This is a genomic window from Leucobacter faecis (genome assembly GCF_054456635.2).
The window spans coordinates 1-12934 of the sequence record NZ_JBTJEP020000020.1; the positions used below are offsets into that span (position 1 = coordinate 1).

Below are 12934 nucleotides of genomic sequence, written 5' to 3' on the forward strand. Positions count from 1 at the left end.
AACGCAAGAACCCACGACTATGCGTGGGTTCTTCGAAGTGGTGCGCCAACCGTGTCTCAGGAATCGCTACCAATAATGAGAATAGCTCAGGCTCGGTAATTGGTCACGCGCGAGCACTCGATCACCGCTTGCCTCGCCGAGGTAAGCGCCCAAATGATCAACAGAAATCGCGGCTTCTAGGGCCCCGAACTGAAGGCCGTCTTCTGCGCTCATAAGCCTTACACTGGGTGCGTAGTCCCCGGATCTGGCCTCTCCCGACTTGAGCGGTGAAGCCTCCGGGGTTCTTTTATGTCTAACGCTCGGGCTCGGTAGTTCGCGCGTGGTGTGTGCGGGCCTGGTTTGCGCACATGCAGGAGATCAGCGCTCCTGCAGGACGAAAACGCGGTTTTGATCCTGCAGGAGCGCTGATCTCCTGTGTGCGTGCAAGGCACGCATGCAAGTCGCTCGTGCGCGCGAGACTTACGTGAGGGTCGCCTGCTCATCGCTCTGAGCCTCGCTCTGCTTCCCACCGAGGCCACCGAGAGCGCCGAGAGCGCCGAGCTCGCCCAGCTCCCCGCCGAGTACCTCGCCCCGCCTCGCGGCAGCCTGCTCCTCGCGGCGCGCGATCCGGCGCACAGAGCGTGCGCGCCGCTTGATGAGCTTGCGATCGCGGCGCCGCTCGACGAGCGTGTACAGCACCGGCACGAGCACGAGAGTGAGCAGCGTCGATGAGATGAGGCCGCCGATCACGACGATCGCGAGTGGCTTAGAGATAAACACACCGCCGCCTGTGAGTCCCAGCGACATGGGAACCAGCGCGAAGATTGTCGCCGCGGCGGTCATCAGAATCGGCCGCAGCCGCAGGCGCGTGCCGTGTTCGACCGCGGCGTCGAGGGTCGCGCCGCTCGCGCGCAGCCGGTTGATCAGGTCCATCAACACAATCGCGTTGGTCACGACGATGCCGATCAGCATCAGCAGGCCGATGAGCGCAGGGAGGCCGAGCGGGGTGCCCGTGATGAGCAGCCCCAAGATTGCGCCGGTCGCCGCGAACGGGATCGAGATGAGCAGCACGAGCGGGCCGCGAAAGCTGCGAAAGGTTGCCACCATCACGAGCAGCACGAGCATGATCGCTGCGAGCATCGCGAAGCCCAGCTGGGCGAAGGCCTCGTCTTGCTCAGACGAGACACCGCCGAGCTCAAACGTGACACCGGCGGGCAGCGTGGTCGTGGTGATCGCCTTGTCGACGGCGGCCGACGCCGCGCTGAGCTGCCCAGCCCGGGGCGTCACCGTGAGCGCGATCTGCCGCTCGCCGTCGGCCCGCGAAATGCTCGGCGGGGTGAGCTGCTCGCTCACCGTCGCGATGTCAGAGAGCGCGATGGGGGTGCCCGTGACCTCGACCGCGGCCCGCTGCTCGGCCTCGGCCTGCTGCTGTTTGGCGAGCTGAGTCGCGGCCTCGCCCTGCGCCTCGCGCAACGCCGTCATCTGCTCGTCGAGACCCTCGATGCCGCCCTGTGCAGCCGCTATCGCGCCCTGCAGAGCCGCGAGCTGCTCGGCGCGCTCGGTGGCGGCACGCGACTCAGAGTCCTCCTCAGGGGTGCGCGGCTTCTCGGGCGTAATGGGAGCCTTGCTGAGCGCGTCGAGCTGCGCGGTGAGCGTCGCAAGCTGGGTGACGAGTTCTGAGCGTGCCGTCGCAGCCTCGTTCAACTGGGTAGTGAGGGTGGCGTTCGCCTCGAGGCGTGCGTTCTCGGCCTCAGCCTCGGCCTGCTCTTGCAGCAAGTCTCCCGCGTGCTTTTGCGCCTCGGCGGTCTGCTGCGGGGTGACGGGCAGCAGGATCTCGCCGAGCTTGTCGGCGCTGCGCTCAGCGCCAGGGTTGCGCACCACGATCATGCGCTCCTGGCCCTCGAACATCAGCTGCCCGACAGTCTTACCGTCGAGCGCGTCGGCGACGGCGGCCGCGACCTGCGCGCGGTCGAAACCGAGCTTCATCGCTTTCGCCTCGTCGAGCTCCACGTGCACGACGGGCTGCTCACCCGACAGTTCACTCTTCACCGACTGCACGCCCGCGGCCTCGGCGAGCTGCTTCTCGAGCAGGTCGCTCGCGGCACGCAGTGCGGCCGGGTCGCTGCCCCTGATCTGCACCGAAATGCCGCCGCCCGCCCCGTCGACAAACGCGTCTTGCGAGGCCAACCGTAGTTCGCCCGCATCACTGAGCTTGTCGAGCGCTCGCTGCACGGCCGGCTCGACCGTCGCCACTGCGGCATCGTCTGCCAGCTGCACTGTGTAGCTGATCTCGGTGGGCCCGCCGGTGCTGGCGCCCAACGGAATCGAGGTCATCACATCAAGCACTCCCGGCACCTTCGCGAGGGCCTGCTCGACCGGCTCGGCGGCCGCGACAAGCGCGTCACTGCCCGAGGCGTCCTCGCCGGGTACCTGCGTGACCTGTAGGGTCTCTTGGCCCGACGAACCGAGAAAGTCGGTCGGAATGAACGCGCTCATCGCGAGGGTGCCCACGAGAATCAGCGTCGACGTGATAATCGTGACGACGGGGTGCCTGCGGGTCGCCCCGAGCGCCGGCATGATCGCCCGCTGCAGCCGGTCAGGCTGGGTGTGAATCTCGGCAAGATCTGATTCCGGATCAAGGGTGGCTTCGGGGCCGCCGTGCGTGGGGGCGGGGTGCGTGGAAGCGGGGTGCGTGGGGGCGGTGTGCGGTTTGCCGCCGCGCATAAACCAGAACGCGAGCACCGGCACGATCGTGAGCGCCACTGCGAGCGACGCGAGCAGCGCAATCGATACGGTGACGGCGAACGGACGAAACAGCTGACCCGCAACGCCCGAAACAAACGCGATCGGCGCAAACACGGCGACGGTGGTGAGCGTCGACGCGGTGATCGCGCCCGCCACCTGCCGCACCGACGCGACCACACCCGAGATGGTGAGTGGGCCTGCGCCGCGGCGCCGACTAATGTTCTCGATCACCACGATCGAGTCGTCGACCACGCGGCCGATCGCGATGGTGAGCGCACCGAGCGTCAGAATGTTGAGCGTGTTCTCGCTCACCCACAGCCCGATCAGGGTGATGAGCAGAGACAGCGGAATCGAGACCGCCGCGATGAGCGTTGACCGCCACGACCCCAGAAATGCCAGAATGACGAGCACCGCAAACAGCAGCCCGAGACCACCCTCAACCGACAGGTCATGGATCGACTGCTCAATGAACGGCGCCTGATCAAACAGGGCCACGAACTCGGCCTTGAGCGTGGGGGCGACCCGGTCGAGTTCAGCGTTCACGGCGTGTGAAATATCGACCACGTTGGCACCCTGTGCGGGCATGATCTGCAGCGTGAGGGCGGGTTTACCGTTGACGCGTGAGATCGAGTCGGTGGGCACCTGCTCGAGGGTGACGTCGGCGAAGTCTGAGACGCGCACAACGCCGTCCTTGCCCGTGACAGGCAAGCCGCCGACCGCTTCAATCGCCTCTTCTGGGGTGGCCGCACCGAGGGCCGAGCCCACCGTCACGGGAACCGGAGCGCCGCCCTGGCGGGCCTGACCGGCGGGAAGCGCGGCACCGTGAGCCTCAAGCACGAGCGCGATCTGCGCAGCATCGACCCCGAGTCGTTTCACGTCGGCGTCGCGCAGATCAACCATGATGCGCTCGTCCTCGCGCCCGGCGAGCTCGACGGTTTGCACACCCGCGATGGACTGCAGCGCGGGCACGACCGTCTGCTGCAGCTTGTCACCGAAGGCGGCTTCGTCGCCCGTGGTGCCAGCGCTCAACACCATGGAGGGGACGCCTTCAGAGCCACCCGCCACAAACGCGAGCTCCGAGCCGCTCGGCAAGAGCGGCTTCACGCCATCGGCGGCGGCACGAATCGCGCGCATGGTTTCGTCTTCACCCGCGGTAAACGGCCACTCCACGATGACCGAGGCGTAGCCGCCAGCGGTGTTCGAGGTGACTGTGGTGACCCCGGTGACGGCGCTCAGCGCCTGCTCGACGGGCTCGCTCACCAGGCGCGCCATTTCCTCGGGTGCGAGCCCCTGCGACTGCACGGTCACCATCGCGATCGGTGCACGCATGGTGGGCATGAGCTCTTGCTTCAAAGCGCCCATCGAGAACAGGCCGATGACGGCGACCGCCAGGGTGGCGAGGCCGACAATGAGTCGATTCTTGAGGCTGGCGTGGGTGAGGAAGGACATGGGGCCTTTCGGGCAGCGAATAACCGGCCCCGTCAGGGCGCACGGGGGTCTGCTTTCAAGCTTGGCCGCGCGCTCGCCGCCGCGCGTCGTCCCCAGGTACCGCCGCCGTCATCCCGCAGGATGAGATTTGGGTACTACTCGCGTGCCACCACGCACACGCACTACCGCGGTGCGACCTCTACCCATGCGGGGTGCTTGGCGGTGCGGCCGTCGCCGCTCGAGCGGCCCGTGAGTCTGCGCCCGATCCACGGCAGCACGTGCTGTCGCACGTAGCGCGCCTGCTCGCGCCGCGACGGTGCAGCGACCGGCGCCGCATCGAGCACCCAGTCTGCGGGCACCGTATACCCGAGTGACCGCAGCACGTTGGCGGCCACGCGGTGGTGGCCCACGGGCGCAAGGTGTAACCGATCCGGTGACCAGTATTCGCGGCGCGCGAGCACCGGGTCACTCCAGTTGTCACAGAAGTCGATGCCGAGCGACGCCGCGAGCTCGCCCGCGGCGACCGTCAGCTGGTCGCCCTTCGCGCGCACGCCCTCGCCGCGCGGCAGCCCCGCGGTCGGGTTGGCGCCCGCAATCAAGAGCGGGGATGCCCCCGAGGCGGCGATCCGGCGCAGCGCGCGCTCTGATTCAGCGATGATCCAGGGCATGTCAGTGCCTGGGCGTAGCATGTCGTTGCCACCGCCGTTGAAGCTCACGAGCGTGGGGCCGAGCGCGAGCGCGGGCTCGAGCTGCTGGGCGATGATCGGGGCGAGGAGGCGCCCGCGAATGGCCAGGTTGGCGTACGCGATCGGCTCGCCCACCGAGTCGGCAATGCCCTGCGCGACGAGGTCGGCCCAGCCGCGCACGAGGCCTCCGGGCTGCTCGTCGCCGACGCCCTCGGTAAAGCTGTCGCCTATCGCGACGTAACGAATGCGCGCCTTGCTCAGGTCTCTGCCCAGATTCTCGCCCAGATTTTCGCCCAGATGCTCGCTCACCGCTCCAGCCTACGCCGCGCATGCCCCGGGCCCGCGCAGCATCGCCTACTATGGCGTGAGACTCTCCACAAGGGAGTGCGTTTTCGTGCGGCTGCAACGACCAGACCCCGCGGTCACGCGAGTCGCTCGACACAAGGAACCTCATGAAACTCTTGCGCGCCCTGCCGCTGCTCGCCTGGATCGTCATCGCGATCGTCCTCGGAATTCTCACCGGCCCCGTCATGCCCGCGTGGCTCGGCAGCGTGTTTCTGACGTACAACTCGATCTTCTCGGGCTTCTTGGGCTTCGCGGTGCCGCTCATCATTCTGGGCCTCGTCACCCCCGCGATCGCCGAGCTCGGCAAGGGCGCCGGCAAGTGGCTCGGCCTCACCGCGGGTCTCGCGTACGGCTCCACGATCGTCGCGGGCCTGCTCGCGTACGTCGTGAGCCGCTGGCTGTTCACTCCGGCGCTGGGCGGCGGCGGGCTCGAGTCCCTCGAAGACGGCTCCGGATCAGGGTTTACCCCCTACCTGACCGTCACTTCGAGTGCCGCGGGCTCGGCGACCGAGATCGTGTTGCCTCCCGTGATCGACGTGATGAGCGCCCTCGTGTTGGCGTTTGTGGTGGGCATTGGGCTCACCGCGTTTCACAGCCGCGTCATCTTTCGTGGTGCGGTCGAGTTTCGCACCATCATTGAGTCGCTGATCAAGCGCATCATTGTGCCCGCGTTGCCGCTGTTCATCTTTGGCATTTTCATGGATCTGTCGGCGAGCGGGGCGGCGATGACGGTCGTCTCGAAGTTCTTGCTCGTGGTGGTGGTGTCGTTCGCGCTCACGCTGGTGGTACTGCTCGCGCAGTTCACTGTGGCCGGAGCGATCAACGGCAAGAACCCGGTGAAGGCGCTGTGGAACATGCGCGACGCCTACTTCACGGCGCTCGGTACCTCGTCGTCGGCGGCCACGATTCCGGTGACGCTCGAGTCGACGAAGAAGAACGGTGTGGCCGACTCGGTCGCCGGCTTTGTGGTGCCGCTGTGCGCGACGATTCACCTGTCGGGTTCAATGGTGAAGATCACCTGCTTCTCGATTGCGGTGCTGCTTTTGACCGGCGGCGACGTGTCATTTGGGTCGTACCTGCCGTTTACTCTGATGCTCGGTGTGATGATGATCGCGGCGCCCGGTGTGCCCGGCGGTGCGATCGCGGCGGCGGCCGGGCTGCTCGTGCAGATGCTCGGGTTCGGCGAGGTCGAGATCGGCCTCATGTTTGCGGCGTACATTGCGCTCGACAGCTTTGGCACCGCGACGAACGTGACGGGTGACGGCGCGATCGCGATGATCATGCACAAGCTGACCCGCGGGCACTTGGGTGCGCAGGCGCAGAGCGAGTCTGACGAAGACGTCGAGGGGCTGCCCGGCGCGGCGGGCGAGAAGCACTCACTGCTGTAGTCGCTGCCGCGCTGCCGCGCCGGTAGTGTTCGGGCCGTGCTGTCGCGCCGCTAGTGTTCGGGCCGTGCTGTCGCGCCGGTAGGGTTCGGGCCGTGCTGTCGCGCCGCTAGTGTTCTTGTCATTCTGTCGCGTCGGTAGGGCCCTTGTCATTCTGCGCGACGGAGGAGTCGCAGAATCCAGGGATTGCATTGACGTCAACTTTCTGTGTGATCACCACCGAGGCTGGGTGTTGCGGTCTGTCATAGGATGTCGGCGTGCGGCCAAAAGTGGGTGTTATCGGTCCTGATAACACCCACTTTTGGCCACACGATGTCTTGGCGCCCGTTCGGGGACTCGTCGTCCACAGGGGGCGTTTTTGCCTCCTCGGCCACACTTATGCACAGATTGTGTGCGACAGCACCGTGGCGGCCGATGGCGGGTTACCGTCGGCGTATGGTGTCAGAACTTAAGACGCGCACGGCGCGAGAGACGCTCGCGACGCGGCTCCCGCAGCCGGGATTCGAGTCGTCATGAAACTACGGGTCGCGCTGCGGGTGCCGGGCGGCGGCACGCACGACGTCACGCTCTCGTGTGACGTCACGTCGACCGTGGCAGACCTCGCACGCGCGCTCATCGGCGCTGGTTTTGCTGCCGACCCGCTGCTTGTGCGCGTAGCGGGGGACCGGTTGCGCCCGGTCACCGTGCGGGGGTACGGCACTGAAGATGAAGCGCCGGTACTCCTTGATCCGGGGTCGCCCATCATAGGGTCGGGGCTGCAATCGGGGTGGACGATCGAACCGGTCGCCGAGTTTGGCGACCGCGCGACCGCGCGCGTGGTCGAGCCAGCGGGGTACGTCGAGGTGCTCAGCGGAGCCCAAGCGGGGGCGCTCTACAGCCTCGTGCCGGGGCCCAACCTGCTCGGCCGCGACCAGGCCGCGCGCGTCTTCATCGCAGACAAGAGCGTGTCGCGGCGGCACGCGCTCCTCACCGTGGCACCGTCAGGCGAGGGCGAGCTACGAGACCTCGGGTCAGCCAACGGCACCACTGTGACCGTGGCTGCGGCCGGGTCAGATGGTTCAGCACTGCACGGAGTCACCGACTTCGAGCTCGGCGGTGTGCTTTTGAGGTTCACGCCGGGCCCACCGGGCGGTGAAACGACAGCCGCCGCACTACGCTCGGCCACCCCGCACGAGTCCCCGCACCACGTACTGCATATGCGATCACCGCGGGTTGATCCGGAGTTTTCAGAGAGCACTCGCCAGCTCCCTGCACCCCCTGCCCCGGCACCGCCCGCGCGCATTCCGATGCTGGCGATGCTCGCGCCCGCGATCATGGGCGGCGTGTTGTTCGCGGTCACCCGGTCGCCGATGAGTCTCATGATGATGGCGTTTTCGCCCGTCATGATGATCGGGTCGTGGGTTGATGGGCGCTTCGGCGCGAGGCGCAAGCGAAGACGCGAGGGCACAGAGTTTCGGGCGGCACTCTCCGCCGAACGCGCCGAGCTTACGCGGCTGCGCGACCGCGAGATAGCGGTGCGCGGCGCAGAGACTCCGACGCTCGACGAGGTGGCAGCGGCGATCGGAGATCGGTCGGGCCTGTTGTGGGCCAGACGCCCCGAGCACGACGGGTTTGGTGAGGTGCGGTTTGGCGAGGGGCTGCTGCCCAGCCGCACCGCGCTCAGCCTGCCCGACCGCGGCGACAGCGAGCACGAGGCGTGGGAGGCGGTGCAGGCGCTGCAAGCCGAGTTCGCGTCGGTGCACGGTGTGCCGGCGCTCGAACGGCTCGACGCCTGCGGAGCGATCGGAGTCGCCGGGCGCTCGCTCTTTGCAGCGGGCCTCGCACGCTCGCTCGTGCTGCAGCTCGCGGGGCTGCACTCGCCCGCCGAGCTTGTACTCGCGTGCTTCGCCGGCCCCGCGGCCGCAGGCGGCGCGCAGGCCTGGGAGTGGCTCAAATGGCTGCCGCACGTCGATACGGTCACGAGCCCGGTGCCCGCCTGGCAGCTTGCCGACGACGCCGCGTCAAGCACCAGGCTGCTGCTCGCGCTCGAGGGGCTCATCGAATCGAGGCGGGCCGCTGCCCCTGGGGCCGCTGCCCCTGGGGCCGCTGGCCCTGGTTCAGCTGGCTCTGGGGCTGCTGCCGGATCGGCGGGTGCGGGCGTGCGGCCGCGCGCGGGCCCCGGGAGCAACGTGCGCACCCTGCCGGTGGTGGTCGTGCTCGTGCTCACTACAGAGTTTGCGCCGCCCGCGAGGCTGATAGGGCTCGCCGAAGACGGGCCAGCAGTGGGGGTGCACGTGATCTGGGTGGCGAGCGCGCAATCAGCCCTGCCCGCTGCATGCCGCACGTTCGTGACGGCCGGCGCAGCTGCGCCCGCGCCCGACGTGCTGCGTGAATCTGCGCTACCTGAAGCGGTAGACCTCGAGACCACGGCGCCCGAAGTCGCGTTGCCCGCGACCGCGACCACAGCTACCGCCGCAGCAAACGGAAGCGAAGTCGGATACGTGCGCGATCGTGTGCGCGTGCCGCTCTCGAGCGTCGAGTATGTCGACGAGGCGGTCGCCGTGCGGCTCGCTCGCGCCCTCGCGCCCGTCGAAGACGCCGCGGCTCGTGCCCTCGACGAGAGTGACCTGCCGCGGGCGGTGCCGCTGCGTGAACTGCACCCCGTCGATCTCACCGCAGGCGCGGCCCCCATTGTGCGCGCCTGGGAGGGCACGCTCACGGCGACCTGGAAGCGCGGCACCGAGCGCGAACCGGTTGCCCTCGCCGCGCCCGTGGGCCAGGGCCCCGACGGGCCCGCCACGATCGACCTCCGGCTGCACGGCCCGCACGCGCTCGTCGGCGGCACGACCGGCGCGGGCAAGTCTGAGTTTCTACAGACCTGGATCATGAGCCTCGCGACCCTCGTGAGCCCGGATCGCCTCACCTTTCTTTTGGTCGACTATAAGGGCGGTGCCGCGTTTGCCGAGTGCGTCGACCTGCCGCACACGGTGGGCCTCGTCACCGACCTCAGCCCGCACCTTGTACGTCGCGCGCTCACCTCACTGCGCGCCGAACTGCGCTACCGCGAGGAGCTGCTCGCCGAGCACGGCGCGAAAGACCTCGCCACGATGGAGCGGCGCAGCGACCCGGCCGCACCACCCACCCTGGTGATCGTCGTCGACGAGTTCGCGGCCCTCGCGAGTGAGGTGCCCGAGTTCGTTGACGGGGTCGTCGATGTGGCGCAGCGCGGCCGCTCACTGGGGCTACACCTGATCTTGGCGACCCAGCGGCCCGCCGGTGTGATCAAAGACAACCTGCGCGCCAACACCAATCTGCGGGTGGCGCTGCGCATGGCAGACGAAGCCGACAGCAGCGACGTGATTGGGGTGAAAGACGCAGCGTTCTTTGGGGCAGAGACGCCGGGTCGCGGCGCGATCAAAGTGGGGCCGGGGCGTATCGCGCACTTTCAGGCCGGGTACCTGGGCGGCCGCCAGCTGCACGACGCCACACCGCCCACGCTCGAGCTGCGAACGCTTGGGTTTAGTGAAGGCCCGCCGTGGGTGCTACCTGCAGCATTAGACGCAGCGGGGCTTTCGTCGGCCACACCACAGCCGCAGCACGATGGTTCAGTGGCAGCACCGCCCAAACCGCCCCGCGACATCGAACGGCTACGCGATGGCATCGTCGAGGCAGCGCGTCTCGCCGACGTGCACTCGCCCCGCAAGCCCTGGCTCGACGTACTCCCAGACCTGCTCGACCTTGCACAACTGCGACCAGGCACCCCACGTCGTGGCACGCACGCCGCCGCAGATACCTCGGGGTCGGTCGGTGCGATGTTCGGCGGCGCCCCGCACAGCGCCACCGCACAGCCCGGCGCCAGTGCACAACCCAGTACTGATGCGCAGGGACGCACCGACGCCGTCGCCGTGGGGGTCGCCGATCTGCCCGAGCAGCAAGCCCAGCGCCCCGTGATGATCGACCTCGAACAAGTGGGCAATGTAGCCGTTTATGGCGCGAGTGGTGCGGGCAAAACAAGCGCGCTCATTACGCTCGCGGCCGCGCTGTCGCAGCACTCTGCCCATCAGCACTCTGCCCACCAGCACTCCGCCCGCCACCCCGTCGAGCTGTACGCGATCGATGCCGGGGGCGGGGCGCTCGACGCTCTGCGGAGCCTTCCCAGCGTCAGCACCGTCGCGCAGCTCGCCGACACCGAGCTGGTGGGGCGCGTGCTGCAGCGGGTGCTCGCCCGCCTCACCGAGCGCGCGAACCGGTATGCGGCGGCTCGTTGCAGCGGGCTAGCCGCTTACCGTGCGACGTCAGCGGGCACGAACGAACCGCGTATCGTGCTGCTCATCGACGGGTTCGCGGCGCTGCGCCAGGCCGCAGAAGCGCTCGGCGGGCCCATCGCGCAGCTGCAGCAGCTCACCGAAATCATGACGACTGGCCGCGCCGCCGGAGTGCACGTCGTCGTCACCGCCGATCGGCCCGGAGCGATGCCCGCGGCGCTCGCCGCAAGCGTGCAGCAGCAGTTCGTGCTGCGGCTCGCAAACCCACACGATTATGCGAGTTTCAGCGTGCCCGCCGACGTGCTCGAAGGTGCCGCGCCGGGGCGCGCGGTGCTCGCGAACGCCGCCAAGCGCGCGTCGGGCGGCGCGGCCGCACCCATCGAGCTTCAGTTCGCCATCGCGGGCGGTGCGCCAGACCTGCGCTCCCAGACGCGCGCGGTCGAGCGCCTCGCTGCCCAGCTGCAAGCGGCCGGTGTGCCTCGCGTGCCTGAGCTGCGCAACGCTCCGGATCGCGTGCCGCTTCGCGATCTCCCCGTCGAAGCGGCTGGCCGACCGGTGTACGGCATCAGCACCGAAGAGCCTGGTGTGGAACCCGCCGGATCGGTGGCGCTGAGCTGTGGAGTTGTGGGCGTTGGGGGCGCCGCGGCCACTGTAAACGTTGCGGGTGCAGCGGGTGCACCGGGTGCAGCGGGTGTAGCGGGTGCAGCGGGTACAGCGGGTACAGCGGGTACACCGGGTGCGCCCGGTGAACCCGGTGTGCCCGGTGTCGCGGCAGGGTTTGCACCGGTCGGGCTGCCTGTCGCCGGGCTCGGCGTGATCGCGGGGCCCTCGGGCGCGGGTGTCACGACGGCGGCAACGACCTGTGTAGTGGCGTACTCGCGCTGGGCAGGGGCCCGCGGCGAGACGGTGCGGTGCGTGCTGCTGACGTTTGCTGAACGCCGTGATCGTGGTGGCAGTGGTGGCAGTGGCGGCAGTGGTGCGCATAAGGCCGCGCAAACGAGCCCAAACGGTTACCCGTGGAATGACGTGGCGTGCGGCGAAGACGAGGTGCGCGAGCTTGCACGAGCCCTCACGATCGAACTGGGTGGCAAGCCGCCGCAGGCAAGGGGACTCGCGGGGGCCTGGGCGTCGCCGGTCGGCTCCGTGCCCGTTGGCTCGGTGTCCGTTGGCTCGGTGCCCATTGGCTCAGCGCCCGCCGGTTCCGGTTTAGTCAGCGCCGCTCCTGGCGGTCACGCGCCCGTGAGGGGCGCGGGAGACCGGGCGGGCGCTGATCCGGAGCAAGCAGCTTGTGATGCGCGCCAAAGCAGGGAGCAACGCGCTGGGCCCGCCGAGCGCGCAGCCGGCGAGCGCGCCGCGGGGCGACCCGCCGAGCCGCGCACCGTGATCGTGGTCGAGCGGCCTGCCGATGCCGAGGGAACGACGGCCCTTAACGAGCTGGTGGCGCTCGCCAAAGCGGCCCGCCGAGCCGATGCGCTCGTGCTGTTTGAGTTTGAGCAGGGCACAGGCAGCGCGATCTGGGATCTGTTCGCGGCGCTAAAGCAGCCGACCTGGGGGCTCGCGCTGCAGCCCGACGAGACCGAGAGTCAGAGCCCGTTTCGTGAGAACCTCGGCCGTGTGAAGAGAGCAAACTTTGCGCGGGGGCGCGGGTTCGCGATCGAACGCGGTCGTGTCACTCCAGTGCACGTGGCGCTCACGTGAGAATAATCTGCAGATCGAGCTTGCGCGTGTCGCGAGCATGATCTAAGCTTGACCCTTGGCTGTGCGCCGTCCCAGTGCGCAGACCGCAGGAGCGATTCTTGACCGAGGCTTTCTCGGCCCGGGCGCTCTGGCAGACAAGAAATCTTGGGTGAGGCCGTCCGGTCTCACGGTATGAGAGGAAACACCATGGCAGCAGTGTGCCAGGTGACCGGCGCCGTTCCCGGCTTTGGTCACAACATTTCACACTCGCACCGTCGCACCAAGCGTCGGTTCGATCCGAACATCCAGAAGAAGACCTACTTCGTGCCTTCACTTGGCCGCAAGGTGACGCTCACCCTGTCGGTTAAGGGCATCAAGGTGATCGATGCCCGTGGCATCGAGTCGGTTATTGCTGACCTTCAGAAGCGTGGGGTGAAGTTCTAAT

5 protein-coding genes are annotated in these 12934 nt (G+C 68.2%); 3 read left to right on the forward strand and 2 right to left on the reverse strand.

Going from position 1 to position 12934, the window contains the following annotated elements; genetic code table 11:
- Window positions 1–459: 459 nt before the first annotated feature.
- Both ACXR2T_RS13360 and ACXR2T_RS13365 read right to left on the reverse strand, forming a co-directional pair.
- Entirely contained in the window at window positions 460–4173 is a 3714-nt protein-coding gene (locus ACXR2T_RS13360) for an efflux RND transporter permease subunit (RefSeq protein WP_458838545.1), read from the reverse strand.
- A gap of 161 nt (window positions 4174–4334) precedes the next feature.
- A complete protein-coding gene (locus tag ACXR2T_RS13365; RefSeq protein WP_458838551.1) occupies window positions 4335–5111 on the reverse strand; it encodes an SGNH/GDSL hydrolase family protein in 777 nt (258 codons plus the stop codon).
- Window positions 5112–5290: 179 nt separating this feature from the next.
- Between ACXR2T_RS13365 and ACXR2T_RS13370 the strand changes: the two genes are divergently transcribed.
- The 3 genes from ACXR2T_RS13370 (at window position 5291) to rpmB (ending at window position 12933) form a co-directional block, all read left to right on the forward strand.
- Window positions 5291–6571 (forward strand): dicarboxylate/amino acid:cation symporter, encoded by a 1281-nt coding sequence (locus tag ACXR2T_RS13370; protein WP_458838544.1) that lies wholly within the window; start codon window positions 5291–5293, stop codon window positions 6569–6571.
- 509 nt (window positions 6572–7080) lie between these two features.
- Window positions 7081–12510, forward strand: coding sequence for a type VII secretion EssC family protein (locus ACXR2T_RS13375; protein WP_458838543.1), 5430 nt, complete (start codon window positions 7081–7083; stop codon window positions 12508–12510).
- A 186-nt stretch (window positions 12511–12696) separates the two neighbouring features.
- The gene (rpmB, locus tag ACXR2T_RS13380; RefSeq protein WP_458813464.1) at window positions 12697–12933 is read left to right on the forward strand and encodes a 50S ribosomal protein L28; all 237 of its coding nucleotides are present in this window, start codon (window positions 12697–12699) and stop codon (window positions 12931–12933) included.
- Window position 12934: the final 1 nt, after the last annotated feature.